Origin of the sequence: Ilumatobacter sp., from assembly GCF_041688325.1 — a bacterium.
Classification (GTDB): domain Bacteria; phylum Actinomycetota; class Acidimicrobiia; order Acidimicrobiales; family Ilumatobacteraceae; genus Ilumatobacter_A.
In genome coordinates this window covers 1-18,855 of the sequence record NZ_JBDNIJ010000196.1, presented here as the reverse complement: position 1 = coordinate 18,855, position 18,855 = coordinate 1, and the positions used below count along the sequence as shown (strand labels likewise).

Genomic DNA, 18,855 nt, shown 5'->3' with positions numbered 1-18,855 from the left:
AATGGCTCGGTCGCGCGCTCAGCGAATGGAGCCGAGGGGCATGCCAGCGAGCGAGCGAGTGAAGTGGAGGCGGCAACGGGAGATGGCGTTGCGTCAACGACGCGAATCTGCCGAGCCGATCGATTGGTACGGCGAACACCGGTGAGTTGCGAGCCATCCATCGGGACGCCGATGTATCAGCGATGTATCAGTTCGGCGAGCACCGGGCTGTGTTGGGCTGTCCGGCCTGTGTCGGTCTGTGCGCCCATCGCACCAGCTAGATCACTACATTCCGACACAAGCCGGTACAGGCCGGTACACCCCAATACCCCCGTTTTTCGGCTTTGGGAGCAGGAGGCCGGGAGTTCGAATCTCCCCACCCCGACCACTTCGGAGTTCAGTCGTCTGGCTCACTGGCGCTGTCGGCGCAGAACTCCGAGGTTCGCCAGGCGGTTGGGTCCGGCACGCATCGGTACGTGAGGGATTTCGTCGACCACTCGATTGACGCAAGGTCGCGACCGTGCTCGAGTCGTAAGGCGCCCGTCGAGCCCGACAAATGGATTCGTTCGTCGCCCACGGCCGCGCCGGTCGCCAAGCGGACCTTGATCGATTCGATGGGGCCGGGGGCCTCGATGAAGTGCCACGTATCGAATCCGCTTTTGATAGAGAGCAGCGACCGGATCTCGTTGGGCGCCATGTTCTCGGCGGGTTGCCGTTCGCATCGCGCAGTGCTGGGCCGAAAATCGTCGGGTTCGAAGTCGGTCCGGGCGAGCCCGATACAGATACGGTCGCCCTTCCAGACCATCGGGGCGGGAAATCCGGCGCGCAACTCGCCGGCGGTGGGTGCGAGCGGCTCCCATCCGTCGAACGCTGCTTGCTCGAGCACGAATGACCCAGTTGGCGTCGCTTGGGCACCCTTGTGTGATGTGGGCTCAGAGACGAGGAGTACCGCGAGAGCGATAACGGCCGCGAGCAGTGCACCAGTGCCGACCAAGACCCAACGAACGCCTGCAACCGAGCTGACGCTCTCACCGGTTGGCTCGCGGTCAAAGACGATCTCCACCTCACGAGCATCGACGATCACTCACCTGCAAACAACCACTGTTTGGTTTTTCTCATCGCACAATCGTCCTCATCGCGCAATCGCGCAATCGCGCAATCGCGCAATCGCACAAATGGCAGCAAGGCAACGTAGACCGGCCTGGTGGGCATTTGCCCCTGATTGGAGTTGTTCCGAAGATCTCGGGAACTGGATGTCCGCTTGGAGCGTCCAAAGGGGACACGACGCAGGCCATGCGTCAATCAACCAGGAGATAACTCATGTATCAGAACATGCGCCGGAGCCCACGAATGATCTTCGCGGCGTCCGTCGTACTCGCGGGACTCGGTATCGCATCATGCGGATCGGCACCGAAACAAGAACAGTCAGCTGCCGTCCCTGCAACAGCAGCCGACGTCACAAACACCAACCCCGTCATCTTGTCAGCTACCGATGGGCTCGCAGCACGCAACAGTGCGCCAGTTCGAAGCGGCGCACCAGACGCAAAGATCGCTTCGACTTCGAGCCTTGCGGCCGACAGCATGATGGTTGATCCGAGCTGGGGTTGCGGTGTGTACGAGCCGAGTGCTGCCGAGATCGTTGAGTCGAATGCGATTTCCGAGGCGTTCGCCGCGGGTCTTGATCGCTACGGCGTCGCCTACGAGCGAGTGACCGATGATTTCGGTTTCGTGCAGATCAGTCTCGACCCGTTTGACGTCGTCGCCCAGTCGGTGAGCCAGAGCTTCTGGATTGCCCGCTACCCCTTGGAAGTCATTTCCCAGGAAGACCTTGCTGCCCAGGTCGCTCAGAACGACGTCGTTGCCGAACAACTCGACAAAGCCCAAGTTGCCTACACCAGGACGACCGACGAGCAGGATTACGAGTCGATCGACTACGACTACGACGACCCAGCTGCGCAGGCTGCCGTCGACGCAGCCTGGCTGATCATCTCACCCCCGCAGCCACCTGACGCGGAGACACTCGCTGTCATCGTCAAGGAGAACGAAGCGGTAGCCACAGCATTCGATGCTGCCGGTGTCGTCTATGAGCGCTTTGCCGACGAACTTGGATGGCAATGGCTCGAGTGGGACTACGAGGATCAGTCCATCAACGACATCGCGGCAGCGGCGTACGAACAGCTCTACCCGCCGGTGGCCATCGATCCAATCGAGCAGTGTGTTGCGGTCGATGTGTTGCCTGACGATAGTGAGGCAATCGATCCTGCCACCTCCGGCGTTGTCGATGACGTGGCGGACGACCTGACGACCGATGTCGTGCCAATGGAAGCCGACAGCGAGCCCTCAGCCGATGACATTGCTCGGGGCGACGCAGAGATTGCGGCGATGACCGAGGGTTTCACCACCGCTGGAGTCACCTTCGAAGTCCAGGGCGAATCGCCGTGGCAATCGGTGACCTTCGACCTGACGAATGACGCAGGGGTGCCTGTCGTCCAGGCAATCATCGCCACACGCGGCTGAAATCTGGTACTTCGGTCGTTCGGCGCGTCGCCGCAATCGGCGCAGAACTCGGAGGTACCGATGTTCGCCAGGCAGATGAATCTGGCAAGCATCGGTACCTGAGAGATTTCGTGGACCACTCGTTGGACGCCGGGTCGCACGCGGCCGACAGCCTGCGGCTCGCACCGAGTGAGCGCTTCGTCAACTGGCAGCAAGATTCCTTCGGCAATTTCACGGCCCGACTGGTGTTTCCTGAGCCGGCCAAGGCATTTCCATTTGCCTACGAACCGCAGCTCGCCAGAGACCTCGAGCTGTACCTCCAGCCCGAGGGGCCAGCCGGCCCTGAGCTGACGAAGTGGCTCTCCGGTGTTCGGCTACCCGACGGCGGCATCGCGATTGCCGGCTTCCTCGTCGAATTGAACCGGCGCCTCTACAACGACATCGCCTATTCGATCCGAATGGAACCAGGCGTGCAGACACCCGAGGACACCCTCACGCGCGGCATCGGGTCGTGCCGCGACACAGGCTGGGTTGGCCTCGACCCAACGTCCGGTCTTTTTGCAGGTGAGGGTCACATCCCACCCGCGTGCACCCCACACCAGACGACGACGGCGCCGATTTCGGGCCGGACCAACTTCGCCGAGGTGGAGTTCGACTTCTCGAACGTTGTCCGCCGCGTTCGCGAGGACCCTCGCGTCACCTTGCCGTACACGCCGGAACAATGGGCGCGCATCGACAAGCTCGGCGAGAAAGTCGACGAACGACTCGAAGCGGGCGACGTCAGGCTGACGATGCGCGGTGAGCCCACCTTTGTCTTCATCGACGACATGGAGGGCGCGCAGTGGAACACCGCAGCCGACGGCCACGACAAGCGGGTGCTGGCGTATGAATTGGCTCAGCAGATGCACGACAAATCCACCACCGGCGGGTTGATCCAGCATGGCCAGAGCAAGTGGTACCCCGGGGAACCACTTCCTCGGTGGCAAATGGGCATCGTGTGGCGAAACGACGACAAACCCTTGTGGGCGCGAGGCGACCTGCTTGCAGACCCCGCGCAGCAGGGCACAGCGACCGTCGAGGATGCGCAACGTTTCGCCGACGCGATCGCTGCAGGCTTCGGAATCGACACTGATCGGGTCATCCCGGCATTCGAGGATCCAATCGACCAGGTCGGGCGTGAGGCGCGGCTTCCTGGCGGAGATCCGCCGACGGCCGACGCCGAACCTGCCGACGTCGATCAGATCGACGAGCTTGACGCCCGAGTCCGGCTGGTCGAACGGCTCCGCGGGCCGGTGACCACCGACCCGACCGGATTCGTCATCCCGCGGCATCCCGCACAAGACGGCACTGGGTGGCGTACGGCCTCGTGGAACCTGCGACGCGAGCGCATGTGCTTGATCGCTGGCGACTCACCCCTCGGTCTTCGGCTCCCGACGGCCATCTCCGTGTCGTTCTTCCACCACTCGAAAACGCCGACCACGCAGTCGAGCTGCAGAGCGTTGTCGAGGCGGTTGCCAGCGAACTCGAATGCGCCGTCGTGATCGAGGGGTACCCGCTGCCACGCGACCCGCGACTCGGCACGTTGATCGTCACGCCGGACACCGGCGTCATCGAAGTGAACGTGCAACCCACCTCGTCATGGAGGGGAATTTGGCACCTCATCGAGACGCTGCATGAACAAGCCAGGCTCACGCGGCTCGGCACCGAGAAGTTCACTCTCGACGGCAGCCACACCGGCACTGGCGGCGGCAACCATGTCACCCTTGGCGGAGCCACACCGGCCGACAGCCCGATGCTGCGCCGCCCCGACCTACTTGCGAGCATGGTCACCTTCTGGCAGCACCATCCTGCGATGTCGTATCTGTTCTCTGGCCAGTTCATTGGGCCCACCAGCCAGGCTTCTCGCGTTGATAAGGGTCGCGTCGACACGGTCTACGGCCTCGAAATCGCCTTCGTCGAACTCCGCCGGCAAGGTGACGACGTGCCGCCGTGGTTGGTCGACCGCCTGCTCCGGCATGTACTCGTCGACCTCACCGGCAACACTCACCGTTCCGAGTTTTGCGTCGACAAACTCTTTAGCCCCGACAGCGATCGTGGCCGATTGGGCACCGTGGAGCTTCGAGCCTTCGAGATGGCGCCGTATCCGCAGATGGCACTGGTCCAGTCGTTGCTTGTCCGCGCGCTGGTCGCCCGATTCTGGGACGAGCCCTACGCTGGTCGCCTCGTGCGGTGGGGGACAGATCTGTCTGACCGATACCTCCTGCCCTGGTACGTCGACTTGTCGGTCGAACGGATGCAGGTGCTGGTCGAAGGGTTCAACGAGGCTCGCCACATCCTGACTTGCAACGGCATACCGGTGCCGTTGCACACCACCAGCACGCCCGGCACCGGTGTCGCGGGAATCCGTTTCGAGGCTTGGGCACCGTGGTCCGCGTTGCGCCCGACCATCGACGCACATGGTCCGCTTGTGTTCGATCTCATCGATCGCTGGAGTTCGAAGTCCGTCGGTGGCTGCACCTACGAGGTGTCGCATCCCGCCGGGCGCTCGTACGACACGTTCCAGGTGAACGCGGCCGAGGCCGAGGCACGCCGGTGCAGCAGATTCTTCCAGCATGGCCACACACCAGGTACCGCCGATGTCCCCGAACTCGACGGGCTCGCCGAACCGTCCAACGTGAGTGCGCCCGAACCTGGACCTTCGCCGCCCCTGGACGTCACGCACAGCGGCCCAGGCCGGTGCTGACTATCTGGACATGGTCGAGTTCTCGCTCGACTCACCGCTCGTCAAACGATCGCAGCAACTCGCCGATTACGCACGGTCGTCGTTTGATGGCAACATCTCGCTGGCCGACAGCGTGAATGCGTTCTGCGCCCGGGTGCACGTCGACTTCGAGTTCGACGCCACTGCAACAGAGGTCGACACGCCGCTCGCCGACGTGTTGAAGATGCGCAAGGGTGTCTGCCAGGACTTTGCGCACGTCATGATCGGGTCGCTGCGGTCGATTGGTCTGTCGGCGTGCTACGTCAGTGGCTATCTCGAAACCGAGCCACCGCCGGGCCAACCGCGCCTGACCGGAGTCGACCGCACCCATGCCTGGGTTGGCGTCTCTCTCGACGGCGGTCGTTGGATCGGTATCGACCCGACCAACAACCAACTTGCCGGTCCGAGGTATGTCACTGCCGCCCGCGGTCGTGACTATTCGGACGTGCCGCCGCTCAAGGGGGTCATCTTCACCGATGCCGAAGAGAGCCGACTCACCGTGTCGGTAGATGTGGCCGCGCAGTAGGCAGCGAGGTCGCGATGCACTCGTGACCAGTTTTCATGGTCGTGTGCAACGAAGCGGTAGTTTGCTGGTCAAGGCATGAGCGGCGACTTCCAACCAGCACCTTCCGCTCGTCGGTCAGTCACGGCTCATCTCGAGGTGTTCGTCGCCGAGGAGTCAGACCTCGTGCTCGCCATCAATGCTGCCGATGGACACTTTTTCTGGGACGAGCAGTTGTTGGTGAGCCTCGATGGTGTCCCGATCAACGCCATGCCGGACGGCCATCTCTGCTTTCTCGAGAACGTGGGGCGAGGCCTGCTGCTCATCGATTACCAGGCGACCGTGCTCGGCGATGCGCCGCGGGCAACGGCGACGATTCACGATGTGTTTCAGTACATCCGGCCGAGCCGCTACTGCGAGTCGGATCGCCTCGGCCCGTTGGCCCGGGCCGAATTCGACGGGCTCGTTGGCGCAGACCTTCTCGCTGCAGTGTCGAGCTGGGTCGGCGTCAACATCGCTTATGTGACTGGTTCCTCGCGCCCGATCGATGGTGCGGTCGCAACTTTGCTCGCGCGCGAAGGCGTGTGTCGAGACTTCGCCCACCTGACAGCGGCGCTGCTCCGTGCGAACAACGTTGCTGCCCGCGTGGTGTCGGTGTATGCCCCAGGACTCATGCCGATGGACTTCCACGTCGTGACCGAGGCATGTCTCGACGGAGCCTGGTACGTGGTCGACCCGACGTGTCTCGCGCCGCGTGAGTCGATGGTGCGAATCGCAACCGGAGCCGACGCATCGGATGTCGCGTTCCTCACCACCCTGCGCGGCGTGGTCGAACTCAACCACATGTCGGTGTCGGCGACCACGGACTCCGACTTGCAGAGCGACGACATCACACAACTGGCATGGCTGCGTTAGAGAGAAGGTCGTCAGTCTGACGCGCTCGACGAGGCGGTGGTGGTGGCAGCGGTGCGCCTACGCGACGCTGACGAGCAGTCCGGCGCCCCAGGCGAACAACCCGACCCCGAGTGCTCGGGTGAGGCCATCGCTCGGCACCAGTTTCTCGAGGAGGACGACCGCCGCGACGAGCGCGATCCACCAGAGGTTCATCACGCCGAGCACGAACAGCAGGGTCATCAGCGCCCAGCAGCATCCGATGCACAGCGAGCCGTGGTGGACCCCCATCACGACCGCGCCGCCACGGCCGGGTCGCCAGCTGGTCAGGAGAAATCCGAGGGGTGTCCGGCACTTGCTCAGGCAGGCATTCTTGACCCTGCTGAATTGATAGGCACCCGCACCGAGGAGCAGGAGTCCGCCGAGCCAGCGGCTCGTCGACACGCCCATTGCATTGACGAGTACAGCGTCGTGCAAGGCCCACTGGGCGCCCGCCGCCAGTGCCGCAAAGCAGGACCACGCCGTGAGGTATCCCACGACGAACAACGGTGTCGAGCCGTGCAGTTGGGCCCGCTCGGAACGGACCGAGCGGGCGTAGGCCGTGATCATCGGCGCAGCCGACGGCAGCATCATCCCCGCCATCATCACCGCCCACATGGTCCACATGAGCAAGGCATCCGGGCGCGTCCACGATGCGGTCATCGGCATTGCGAGCGGTGAATTCATGTCGCCCATCCGGACGCTGAGCAGGAAGAGGTACGCCCAGCACAGCGCCGTGATGACAACAAGGCCGACCGGGACGAGCAGCCGGGTCCGATTCGGAGAACGCGTGAGCAGCGCGGTCATCGCTCAGCCCTGGTATTGGAACGGTGAGATGAAGCCGTTCTTGCCCGAGAGCTCCCACTCGTAGCCATGGTCGCTGTACGTGAAGTGGTCCGAGCGGGCTGTGACTATTTCGTTGCCGGGGGCAACTGCCAGTGGATGGTTCGCGACGGTCACCTGCGCGCCGCCCTGGCCCTCGATCGCGGTCAGTTTCACATCGGCGACCGCGCCGACGGTGAATGTCAGCGTTGATGCATCCGCGTCGAACGTGATCGCCGCGGGAGCGATGCCCTTCACCTCACCGATGTGCCCCGCCAGTACCGCAGGATGGCCGCCGGCGGCACCTGAGAAGATCGCCCCCAGCGCTGCGCCCTGGGCGTCCGTTGCCCGGTCGTCGAGATAGACCGCAACGCGCCACGGCGTCGTTGCCATCGGTCCGCCTGAATACACGGCGAGCGCCACATTGAGGCCGCCGATTGCGACATCGTCGTGGGTTCCCTCGTCGATGTGCCATCCGACGAGAGCGGTGCAGTCGCCTTCGGTCGGCGGGCTCAAGAACACGCACGGACATGCGGCTTCGCAGTTGCATGTTTCGAAATAGGTACCTGACACGTTCCACGTCATAATTGACCTCCGTTATCGTCTCGGCGACCCGTTGTTGGACCACCGACGAGGCCATCGTTCTCCCCAGCCCATGCAAGTCACTGACACTGCGCTTGCAGGACGGTTCGATGGTTTGCAAGCGCGCTGCAAGAGGAGTGCGGGAGACTGCAGGTGTGAGTACACCAGCGGAGCTCCGAGTCCTCGGCGGTCTCGAACTGCACCGATGCGGTGAGGTGGTGCCAATTGGTGGGCCGAAGGCGCAGCTGCTGTCGTCGATCCTCGTCGCCCAATGCGGCGCCCGCCTGTCGGTGGACCGACTGGTCGAAGCGCTCTGGGCCGACGATGCTCCGAAGTCGGCGACGGCAACGATCCAGAGTTCCGTCTCCCGCCTGCGTTCGATCCTGGCACCAGACTTCTCGATCATCCACGACGCAGGCGGCTATCGGTTCGAGACAGGGGCCGGTGAGCTCGACGCGCGTCGATTCGAGCGATTACTCCTTCGATCGCGGACCGTCGAACCGATTGCCTGCGCCGAAGCGCTCGACGAGGCGCTCGGGCTCTGGCACGGTCCCGCCTTCGGTGAGTTTGCGGACCGGCCCGAGGTGTGCGGTGAGGCCATTCGGCTCAACGAGCTCAGGTTGGTTGCGACCGACGAGTGGGCCGAAGTCAAGATGAGGACCGATCATCCAGCGACGATGGTCGGCGAACTCGAATCCCTTGTCAGCATGCATCCACTGCGCGAATGCTATTGGCGGCTGCTGATGTTGGCCCTGTATCGCACCGGTCGACAGGCGGAGGCGCTGCGGAGGGCGAGTGAGTTCCGCAAGATGCTTGCCCACGAAGCCGGGCTCGATCCCTCCCCTGCGGTGCGCGAGCTCGAGGCACAGATCCTCGCGGACGACCCGGCACTGCTCGCCCGAGACGCACCGCCTCCGGATCCGAGGGTCAGAATTGGCGCCCCTGCGCTGCTCGGAGCGACATCGTTCATCGGACGCGACCCGGATGTGGCGTCACTCATGGCCGCGATTGAGGAGCAACCACTCATCACGATCACCGGTCCTGGCGGCGTCGGCAAGACCCGCCTGGCGCTGCGTGTCGCCGGAGGCATCATCGACGACTTCGCCGACGGAGTTTCGGTCGTGGAATTTGGTTCCCTGCGTGACCCGGCCGGCACTGCCCAAGTGATCGCCACGGCGCTGGACGTCCAGCAGCGCCAGCACCGCTCAATCGAAGCGACGATCGAGGAATTCCTGGGCCCGAGCCGATCGCTGCTCGTTCTCGACAGCTGCGAACACGTCACCGATGTCCTCGCGCCCCTCGTCGATCGCTTTCGATCCTCATGCCCCGGTCTGAGAATTCTCGCGACGAGCCGGCAGCCGCTGGGGTTGCCGGGGGAGTTCATCGAGTTACTCGCGCCGCTCGCTGTACCGCCAGATGGGTCGGACCTGACCGCGGAGATTGGTCGGTCGGCGGCGGTCGAACTGTTCGTGAGTCGAGCCGCAGCGACAACACCGGGGTTCTCGCTCACTGACGCGAACTCGGTCGCCGTTGCCGAGGTCTGCCGCCGGCTCGACGGCATTCCGCTGGCCTTGGAGTTGGCTGCAGCGCGCCTGCGAACAATCGGTATCGATGCGCTGTCGAGCGGGCTGCACCAACGCATCGAGATGCTGGGCCAGACGCAGCGCGGCGCCGACGGTCGACAACGAACGATCTACGACCTCGTCAAGTGGTCGTACGACCTGCTTGCGCCCGACGAGCAGATTATCTTCGAGCAACTTGCTGTCTTTGCAGGCGGGTTCGACCTCGCCGCAGCCGAATCGGTCTGCGGTGTTACCGACACACCGATGTCCGTCGTCGGTCATGTCGCCAGCCTCGTCGACAAGTCGATGATCGTGCTTGTCGATCCGAGTACGTCGCGCTATCGCGTTCTGGAGCCGCTCCGGGAGTTCGGACTCGATCACCTGCGCAGCCGAGGCTTGTTCGACGCGGCCGAGGAGTGCCATCTGCGCTGGTTCGTCGACCTGGCCGAGCGCGGAGCGGTTGGGTTGGACAGCCCGGAGGAGGCGGTGTGGTCGGCTGCACTCGACCGCGACTTCGCCAACTTTCGCGCTGCGCACCTCACTGCCCTGCAGCGCCAGGACGCCCGCGCCGCGCTGCGGCTCGTATCGTCGCTTCGGGAGTTCGCCATTCGGAGCGTCAACTACGAGATCACGTCGTGGGCCGACGCGTCGACGGCTTTGGATCAGGCGCACGAGACGCCGGACTTTCCCACCGTGCTCGCTGTGGCGGCGTATGGGCGGTTCGTGCGCGGTGACATGCAGACGGCTGTCGACTTGGCGCATCGCGCACTCGGGGTCTCCGGCGGTTCCGAACTCTCGGCCAGCGCCCTCCCTGAGCGGGTGCTCGGCAATGCCCTCTTCTACATGGAGCAGACCGAAGAAGCGATGTATTGGATGGACCGCATGCAATTGTCGGCACGCCAGGCGGGAAGCCCCGGCGGGATCGCCCACGCCTTGTACATGCAGTCGGTCGGCCAGACGAGCGTCGGCGACGAGATCCGCGGGGCTGTCCTGGCCGGTGAGGCGCGAGCTGCCGCCGATGCGGCGGGGTCACCAACCGCTCGCGCACAAGCCGACTATGCGCTGGGTCTCGCGCTCGAGAGCACCGATCCCGTCGAGGCCCTCAAGCTGCTCCAGCGTGCGGCGCGCGTCGGAGCCGAGGCAGGAAACCGGTGGATTGAAGCATTCGCGCTGACCGAAGTGCACTCACTCAGAGCGCACCAGGGGGAGCACCTGCTCGCGCTCGTGGGCTACGCAGAGGTCGTTGACACCTGGTATCGGGGAGGCGACTGGGCCAACCAGTGGCTGTCGATCCGCCGGGTGCTCGGAATTCTGGTCGAGCTCGGAGTACTTGAGCCGGCAGCGGTACTGCACGGAGCGTTGGCCGCTGTTGGAGCGGCCGGGGCCATGCCGATCGCGCCGGCGGAGGCCGAACACCTTTCAGGGAGCGTTGCAGCGCTACGGTCGTTGTTGGGACCCGCGACCTTCGCCGACGCTGTCCGAATGGGCGCGTCGCTACGCGACAGGGAGATCGTCACGTTCGTCAAGCAGCAGATCACGGAGCTGACTGATGGCCAACTCGGCTGAGACCGTGCTGACTCAGACTTCTTGCGACCGCCAGTCGCAAAATCGCGAAGAGTGAGCAAGAGTTCAAAACTCAAGGCCGCAGCGTCTGACCGACCGACGACTCCGATTGGCTCGATGAATGACCAATCGCAACCGACCCACATCGATGGTGGTCCGGGCGTGCCAGATGGCGTTTGATCTACTATACGGATGTGAAATCTAGAGACGATCGGGTCTTCAGTGAAGTGCCTGATTTCCTGCGAGTGCTGGTTGCTGACGACGATGTTGTGATGAGCGCGCTGATGGCCGCAGCGCTCAAGGGTGCTGGTTTCGACGTTGTCGTGGTGGCCGACGGGCAGCAAGCAATCAACGAGGCCCAAACGGGAGCTTTCGATGTGATGGTCATCGACGTGCTGATGCCGAGTACGAATGGGCTCCAGGCGACACATGCGCTCCGTTCGTTGCCGAATCGTATGGCGTTGCCGATCATCATGGTCAGCGGTACCGACGATGCACGGTTGCGGTCACAGGCGGCCGATCTCGGCGCCGATGACTTCATTACGAAGCCGTTCTCACCATCTGAGCTGGTAGCTCGGGTACGCGCCGTACTCCGATCAAGATCCGTTGAGGCCAGCCGTGCGCCATGGCCGCCGCCGAGCGCGCAGGCCGTCCAGGCCATTCGGGCCATCCACGCGAGTCGCCATTGTCCCTGGCCGCCTCCCGTTGCGTTGCGAAACGAGCCAAGCCCGTCAGCCGATCAGCCTGTCAGCCGATGATGCGGTCGATGATCGCGCTGTAACCGCGGATCTTTCCGGGCTTGGCGTCGCGGGCTGTCTGCGGGAACGCTCCAACCGACACCACAACCGGATCTGTGCTGTCTGTAGCGTCGAACACGACGACGTCGCTGCTGCTGGTGAGCGCTCCGGTGTGGAGCGGCCCCCACTTGCCTGCAGGCATGACACGCACGCCTTTGCCTCCACGGTTCTGCTCGGGAAGCTCGCCTGGGTCGCAGCGTTTGCCGAATCCCTTCGTCGTGGTGAGGAGGAGCATGTCACCGATGGCCGGGACTCCACCGAAGATGACCTCAGCGTCGGTTTTGATGCCGCGCACGCCCGCCGCTGTCCGACCCATCGGGCGGAGACCGTCAGGGGAGAAGCGAATGCCTTGCCCGTCCGACGTAGCGATCAAGATGTGAGCGTTGTCGTTGAACGCTTCGACGGTCACGACGCGGGCGCCGGCGGCCAGTTTGACGATCGAGATGCCGCCCTTGCGATCGCCGCCTTCGCAGTCTTCGGTCGCAATGCGTTTCACCTGGCCGTCAGACATCACAAGGAGCAGGTCAGCAGGCAGGTGAGGCTCGAGCCACCAGCGAATCGGTTCACCCGCCAGGCCTGGCAACACGCTGGGTGCAGCGGTCGGCTTCTCGCCGACGCTGGCTACCAGGGTGCGGAACAGATGGCCGCTGTCGGTCAGAGCAACGAGCGTCGTCGCGGTCGTGGTGCTGAACGTGTGCAGCGGGACGAGTTTTGGTTTGGCTTTCGAGCCCTGTCCGATTGCTTGCATCCATCCGGAAGCGTCGAGGTAGAGAGTCGTTGGGACGTCGAGGACCATCTGGGCCTTGGACACCTTCGGAGCGCTCTCGGTGGCGATCGTCGTGACCCGCTCGGGGAGGTCTTTGAACGCGTCCATCGTCTCGGTCAACTCGCGTGCGACCTGCGTGCGCTGGCGAGTCTCCGACGACAGCAGCCGCTCGAGTTTCGCCTGCTCGGCTTCGAGGGCCGTTGCTTCGGTCTGAAACTCGATGACGGCGTCCTCGGTGAGCTGGCCGAGGTTCAGGTCGAGGACGGCGTTGGCCTGGGCCTCATCGATCGAGAACCGCTCGATCAAGCGCTCACGGGCAATGGGTCGAGTCTTCGACGTGCGGACGATTCTGATTGTCTCGTCAATGTCGACGAGGACGGCGAGGAACCCGCGCAGCCGGTGGAGGCGTTCTGCGATCTTCGACAACCGATATTCGGAGCGGGACACGACAACACGAATGCGATGTGCGATCCAGGCCTGCAGGGCGCTCCGCAGGTTGTAGAGCCGGACGGTGTCGTTCTCGTCCAGGAAGTGCATCTGAACTTTGTTGGTGACTTGCAGGTTGGTGAATCGCAGCAGGCCGGGGGTGATCATGTCGGCGTTCACGCCGACGGCGAGCTCTACCGAGATACGCGTCTGGCCGTTTGACGATTCGTCGTTGAAGGCAGTGATCCCGGCGAGGTCGCCATTGTCGAGTGCATCTCCGACCTGCGCAATGAACTTCTCGACGGACCCAAGGGTCGTGTCGGCGTACGGCAGCGAGGTGATGATGATCTGTTGACGGCTGCGGCCGACAGGCTCGACGATCCATGCTCCGCGGACCACGATGCGGCCTTGGCCGGAGCGGTAGATGTCGTTGAGTTCGTCGCCGTTGGTGACGGTGCATTCGGACGGGAACGACGGGCCGGGCAGCACGGTCATGAGTTCGTCGATGCTGGCCGACTTGCGGTCGAGGAGCATCAACGCTGCTTGGCACACTTCGCGTGGGTCGTGTGGTGGCAAGTACGAAGACAGGCCGACCGCGATGCCGTTGGCCCCGTTGACGAGCAAGTTGGGATAGGCAGCGGGCAGCACGGTCGGCTCGATGGTTGAGCCTTCGTAATTCTCGACCATGGGGACGACGCCTTGGTCGACCTCGTTGAGCAACATGACGCCGAACTGCCCGAGCCGGGTTTCGGTATAGCGCGGCGCGGCCGGCGAGAAGTCGGGTGAACCGACGTTGCCATGGAAATCCAGGAGGGGCACGAGGTTCGAGAACGGTTGTGCGAGGCGTGCGAGGGCATCAGCGATCGAGGCGTCGCCGTGTGGGTGGAACAACGCCATCGTGTCGCCGACAACGCGGGCGGTCTTGACGAACGGCCGATCGGGTGTGAGCCGCTGGGTCCACATGTCCCACAGGATCCGGCGATGGACTGGCTTCAGCCCGTCGGCGGCGGCAGGGATTGCCCGATCTTCGACGACTGCTCGCGCATAGGCGAAGTAGTCGCGATCGAGTTGGTCCCCAGCTGACAGTTCGATGATCGTCTCGGTGAACTTGACCGCAGCGGCGGTCGTCTTCTTGCGGGCCATCAGTTGGTTCCTCCAACGGTCAGGGATTCGCCGGATCGTTCGAGATACCACGCTTTGCGAAGTTCGGACTTCGGGCCGAAGAGGCGCTCGGCGAGGCGGGCAAGGTTGGCGGGGTCCTCGATATTGACGATGCCGATCTTGCGGTCGGTTCCCATGACGGAGCGGAGTTCATCGGCATCCATCTCACCGAGACCTTTCAAGCGCCCCATGTGGGCCTTGTGGGTGGGATTGTCGGCTCGCCACACGCGCATTGCAGCATCGTCTTCGAGGTAGATCCGCTCGCCCCGATGAACGGTTGTCCAGAGCGGCGGCAGCGCGTAAAACAACCGGCCGGACTCAACGAGGCCCGGGCACCAGGTGTAGAGGAACGCCAGGATGAGTGCGCGGATATGGAGTCCGTCGTCGTCGGCGTCGGCGAGCACGACGAGACGGTCGTAGCGGAGCTTGTCGAGGTCGAAATCGTCGCCGATCCCGCAACCCATCGACAAAATCAGGTCGGCCATCGTCTTCACGACTCGGCTGATCGACTCGCGGTACGAGTTCAACGGCTTGCCGCGCAACGGCAAGATCGCTTGGAATGAAGGGTCGCGGGCGTCGATTGCGGTGCCGCCTGCTGACTCACCCTCGACAAGGAGGAGTTCGGTGGGCCGGTCGGTCTTGAATGTGCAGTCGCGCAGTTTTGCCGGCAGGCCGTTACGAGACTTGGTGCCTTTGCTCAGCAGCGCGCGTACGGCTGCCTGTTCGGCGTTCGACTTGGTTCGGGATCGCATCGATGAGATGGCGAGGTCGACGATCTTCTTCGCCGGCTCCGGATTTTCTTCGAGCCAACGGGCCATGGCGGGCATGACGATTGCCCGTGTTCGAGACGTGGCCTCGGGGTTCATCAGCTTCGACTTCGAGTTCCCGGCGAACTGCGGGCCGGGCAGCATGATGGAGGCGACCATGAGGCCGGCGGCGAAGATGTCGCGTGTATTCGGTTGCGACTCTTTGTCTTTCAACATGTCGCGGTCGCCGATGTATTTCTGGACCGACTCGGTGACAGCGGTTCGGAACCCGTTGATGTGTGTGCCGCCCTCCGGTGTTGCGACGCCGTTTGCGAAACCGATGCTGGTGTCGCGGCCATCGATGGTCCACGCAATCGCAGCATCGATGGTGATGTCGCCGTCGTCGCCTTGGAACGACACGACCGGCACGACGAGGCCGGTGTCGGCGGTCATCTCGGTCACGAGGTCGGCCACGCCGCCATCCGAGCACCACTCGGAGAGTTCTTTGGCGCCGTTGCGGTTGTCGATGACGGCGAACGTGACGCCGGGATGAATGAAGCTCTTGTGGCGGAACCGGTCGGCGATGATGCGCAGCGACCATTGAGGTTGGTCGAATGCGACGCCGTGGTCGTCATGGAACAGGTCGAGGTCGGGCCAGAACCTGATCATGGTGCCGGTATCGCCCTTGGCGCACTTGCGGACAATGTGAATTGGTTCAATTGCAACGCCAGGTTCGGCCTCACCCTTGCGGCTCTTCTTTGTGCCGAGCACGAGGCGGTGGACGTTGCCCTCTCGGCGGACCTCGGCGGCAATTTTGTTGGACAGCGCGGTGACGACGGATGCGCCCACGCCGTGGAGGCCGCCGGAGACCTTGTAGCTGTCGGAATCGAACTTTCCGCCAGCGTTGGTTTCGCACAGCACCACTTCGAGCGCTGATCGACCTTTGTGGGGGCCGTCTTTCATGTTCCCGACCGGGACGCCTCGACCGTTGTCGTGGACTGAGACGGAGCCGTCGCGGTGCAACGTGGCTTCGATGCGGTTGCCGTGCCCGGCCATTGCTTCGTCGACGGAGTTGTCGACAATCTCCCAGATGAGGTGGTGGAGCCCGGTGACTCCAACGCCAGCAGACCCCAGATACATGAGGGGCCTGGCCCTGACATGGCTGAGGCCGCTGAGGGCTTGAATCTGGTCGGCTTCGTATGTGTTGTTGGTATTCATTTCAATGGGTGAGAGTACGAGCCCACCGCTCCTCCTGGAACGATGGTGACCAAGTGATTCGCTGGCGCCCCTCCGACGCCACACTCTGTCGTGGTCGCGCTCGTCGAACTGCGATAGTTCCTGTACTTCGCTGACACCCCTGCCTGCGGCTTGACCGCGCTCGGGTTTGTCACAGAGTTGCAGGGCTCGGGCCCCTACGATTCTCGTGATGACGGAGCGCAGCGAGTGGACCAGAATCATCGAAGAGGATCCGGAGCACTCGCAGCGATACATCCAGAAATTTCGGGACCTTGCGGCGGAGGGGTTTGATCTCGGGGGCGAGGCGCGGCTCGTTGATGCACTGGTCGGTCGGGGCGCCCGCATCTTGGATGCTGGCTGTGGCCCAGGTCGCGTGGGTGCCATTTTGTTTGACCTTGGACATGACGTTGTCGGCGTCGATGGTGACCCGGAATTGATTGCAGCGGCGGGGGAGGACCATCCCGGCCCGACCTGGCTCGTCGGCGATCTTGCCGAACTCGACCTCGCAGCGAGCGGGAACAGTGAGCCTTTCGACGTGATTGTGTGCGCCGGCAACGTCATGGCCTTTCTCGCAGCGAGCACCCGACGCGTCGTTCTTGAACGACTCCGCGCGCATCTCGCGGACGACGGTCGACTCGTGACCGGTTTTGGCGCCGGACGCGGCTACGAATTTGACAGCTTTTTCGAGGATGCCGAAGCGACCAACCTCGGGGTCGATCTCCGTGCAGCGACCTGGGACCTGCGAGGCTTCAGTGAGGAGTCTGAGTTCCTCGTCGCCGTGCTGTCTCCAACCTGACGACCGAGTACAACTGAGGTCGCCCGCACAACTTCATCCGGTGACGAGTGGCGGAGGAGTGAAGTGCCGTCCGAGGACCGAGGAGATCTCCTCGCCGATGCTGAGTATTTTGTGATCTGACCACTTCGGGCCGATCAATTGCATGCCGACCGGGAGGCCCTCTGCCGTCTGGCCAATCGGGATGGCGACCGATGGCAGATGGGGCATTGTTGCAAGACCTGCCCAGAACAGGATGTCGCGGTATGGCGTTTCTGAGCCGTTCACGCGCAATGTGCGCTGGCCGTAGGAGCGCTCGGTGTCGTGTGGGAAAGCTGCGACGGGTTGGATCGGCGCGATCATCACGTCGACGTTCTCAAACACGTCTGCCCATGCATGCTGGGCATGCGCCCGCCGTTCGTTTGCGGCCAGCCAATCGCGATGTGCCAGCGCGGAGTCGCGGGCGAACATGACAGCGTCGTCATCGACGTGCTCTGCACTTCCGCCGGCCTTCGCAACAAGTCCCTTCCACATATCGTCCGGGAGACCTGGCGACATCGTCGAGTTGAGTAACTGCATGTAGGTTCGATGCAAATCGGAGGGAGCGATCGCCGGCCGGATCTCGCTATCAATGTTGGCGCCCTCGGCGCTGAGTCGGCGAGCGGCATCTTCGATGAGGTCCTTCACGCTGCTGTCGACGGGGGCCATCGCATCGTCGGACCACACCCCGATCCTGAGGTCTGCAATGTCAGGCTGCTGTTCGAAGCGGGGCAGTTCGGCTCCTGGCACACCTCCGAACGCCGATCCGGAGTTCGTCAACACTTCGAGCAGCACTCGGAGATCGCCGCACGACCGGCCAAGTGGGCCGAACACGCCAAGATCGGCTGACGTCAGTGCGCCCGATGGACCTGGGATGTGGCCGCGTCCTGAGACCAGGCCGTGCGTCGTCTTGAGCCCGAATATCCCGTTCAGCCCTGCTGGTTGACGGATCGAGTTGCCGATGTCGCTGCCCACCTCGGCTGTGGTGAAACCGCAGGCGACAGCGACGGCCGAACCGCCGGATGATCCGCCCGAAGTCCGAGTGAGGTCCCACGGATTGTTGGTGATGCCATAGACATCGTTGTAGGTCTGGTGATCGCCCGCGTAGTACGGGACGTTGGTTTTCGCCCACACGATGGCGCCAGCGCGACGGAGAAGTCGCACGACGTCTGCGTCGCGGGTCGGCATGTGCTCGGAGAGTTCCGGGGCTCCTGCGGTCGTCACCAGGTCGAGCGTCTCGTAGCAGTCCTTGATCGTCATCGGCAGACCGTGCAGCGGGCCGCACGGGTTGTTGGCCGCGCGAGAATTGTCCGCAGCAGTTGCCTCAGCCCGAGCGCGCTCCATGTCCATGGCGACCACCGCGTTGACGGCGGGGTTCATTCGCTCGATGTTGTTCAACATCCCATCGAGTAACTCCACACTCGAGACTTCGCGCTGCTCTAGCGCAATCAGGAGTTGCATGGTGGTCGCTGTTGCCAAGTTGAGTGAGGACACACCTCTGAGAGTAGTGATCGGCCTGGGCCCGGGGGCATGTTGCAACCACAAAGCGAGTTCGCCGAAGTAAAATTTTTGCACGAGGTTGTGCGAACCCCTCGATGGTTATAGCTTGGTTCTTCGCTCCACGGAGGCAGTAGCCGCCGGAAGAACGAAGCACCGAGGCCAATGATCTGGTGAAAGTCCAGGTCAAGGCATGTGCGCAGAGCTTTTTGCTCCTT

The 18,855-nt window shown here is 63.5% G+C and carries 14 protein-coding genes; 8 read left to right on the top strand and 6 right to left on the bottom strand.

The genetic code is table 11. The features are described from left to right. Window positions 1-376 precede the first annotated feature (376 nt). A complete protein-coding gene (locus tag ACH2EI_RS11875; protein ID WP_395152455.1) occupies window positions 377-1,042 on the bottom strand; it encodes a hypothetical protein in 666 nt (221 codons plus the stop codon). Window positions 1,043-1,299: 257 nt separating this feature from the next. Between ACH2EI_RS11875 and ACH2EI_RS11870 the strand changes: the two genes are divergently transcribed. From ACH2EI_RS11870 to ACH2EI_RS11850, 5 genes are all read left to right on the top strand, one after another. After that, complete coding sequence (locus ACH2EI_RS11870; RefSeq protein WP_395152454.1) at window positions 1,300-2,496, top strand: hypothetical protein; 1,197 nt, start codon at window positions 1,300-1,302, stop codon at window positions 2,494-2,496. 110 nt (window positions 2,497-2,606) lie between these two features. Further along, a complete protein-coding gene (locus ACH2EI_RS11865; RefSeq protein WP_395152453.1) occupies window positions 2,607-4,016 on the top strand; it encodes a transglutaminase family protein in 1,410 nt (469 codons plus the stop codon). Beyond that, window positions 4,013-5,218, top strand: a complete 1,206-nt coding sequence (locus tag ACH2EI_RS11860; protein ID WP_395160150.1) for a transglutaminase family protein — start codon at window positions 4,013-4,015, stop codon at window positions 5,216-5,218. Before ACH2EI_RS11865 ends, ACH2EI_RS11860 begins: the two co-directional genes overlap by 4 nt. Window positions 5,219-5,228: 10 nt before the next feature. Continuing rightward, entirely contained in the window at window positions 5,229-5,762 is a 534-nt protein-coding gene (locus ACH2EI_RS11855; RefSeq protein WP_395152451.1) for a transglutaminase family protein, read from the top strand. Between the two features lie 75 nt (window positions 5,763-5,837). Continuing rightward, window positions 5,838-6,653, top strand: coding sequence for a transglutaminase family protein (locus ACH2EI_RS11850; protein WP_395152450.1), 816 nt, complete (start codon window positions 5,838-5,840; stop codon window positions 6,651-6,653). A gap of 57 nt (window positions 6,654-6,710) precedes the next feature. On the opposite strand, the gene ACH2EI_RS11845 is transcribed toward ACH2EI_RS11850, so the two are convergent. Together ACH2EI_RS11845 and ACH2EI_RS11840 are read right to left on the bottom strand one after the other, a co-directional pair. After that, window positions 6,711-7,475, bottom strand: coding sequence for a DUF2182 domain-containing protein (locus tag ACH2EI_RS11845; protein ID WP_395152449.1), 765 nt, complete (start codon window positions 7,473-7,475; stop codon window positions 6,711-6,713). Between the two features lie 3 nt (window positions 7,476-7,478). Next, window positions 7,479-8,075 (bottom strand): DUF1326 domain-containing protein, encoded by a 597-nt coding sequence (locus ACH2EI_RS11840; protein WP_395152448.1) that lies wholly within the window; start codon window positions 8,073-8,075, stop codon window positions 7,479-7,481. Window positions 8,076-8,227: 152 nt separating this feature from the next. Here ACH2EI_RS11840 and ACH2EI_RS11835 point away from each other — a divergent pair, with 152 nt between their 5' ends. Both ACH2EI_RS11835 and ACH2EI_RS11830 read left to right on the top strand, forming a co-directional pair. Beyond that, window positions 8,228-11,200, top strand: a complete 2,973-nt coding sequence (locus ACH2EI_RS11835) for a BTAD domain-containing putative transcriptional regulator (protein WP_395160148.1) — start codon at window positions 8,228-8,230, stop codon at window positions 11,198-11,200. A 191-nt stretch (window positions 11,201-11,391) separates the two neighbouring features. Next, entirely contained in the window at window positions 11,392-11,955 is a 564-nt protein-coding gene (locus ACH2EI_RS11830) for a response regulator transcription factor (RefSeq protein WP_395152446.1), read from the top strand. On the opposite strand, the gene ACH2EI_RS11825 is transcribed toward ACH2EI_RS11830, so the two are convergent. Together ACH2EI_RS11825 and ACH2EI_RS11820 are read right to left on the bottom strand one after the other, a co-directional pair. Further along, window positions 11,945-14,329 carry a DNA gyrase subunit A gene (locus tag ACH2EI_RS11825; protein WP_395152445.1) on the bottom strand — a complete coding sequence of 795 codons (2,385 nt, stop codon included), beginning with the start codon at window positions 14,327-14,329 and terminating at the stop codon, window positions 11,945-11,947. The genes ACH2EI_RS11830 and ACH2EI_RS11825 overlap by 11 nt on opposite strands. Beyond that, window positions 14,329-16,311: an ATP-binding protein gene (locus tag ACH2EI_RS11820; RefSeq protein ID WP_395152444.1), complete on the bottom strand. Its 1,983-nt coding sequence runs from the start codon at window positions 16,309-16,311 to the stop codon at window positions 14,329-14,331. Before ACH2EI_RS11820 ends, ACH2EI_RS11825 begins: the two co-directional genes overlap by 1 nt. Before the next feature lie 208 nt (window positions 16,312-16,519). On the opposite strand from ACH2EI_RS11820, the gene ACH2EI_RS11815 reads away from it, so the two are divergent. Further along, window positions 16,520-17,125, top strand: coding sequence for a class I SAM-dependent methyltransferase (locus tag ACH2EI_RS11815; protein ID WP_395152443.1), 606 nt, complete (start codon window positions 16,520-16,522; stop codon window positions 17,123-17,125). A gap of 33 nt (window positions 17,126-17,158) precedes the next feature. Here ACH2EI_RS11815 and ACH2EI_RS11810 read toward each other — a convergent pair whose 3' ends face one another. Further along, window positions 17,159-18,634 (bottom strand): amidase family protein, encoded by a 1,476-nt coding sequence (locus ACH2EI_RS11810; RefSeq protein ID WP_395152442.1) that lies wholly within the window; start codon window positions 18,632-18,634, stop codon window positions 17,159-17,161. Window positions 18,635-18,855: the final 221 nt, after the last annotated feature.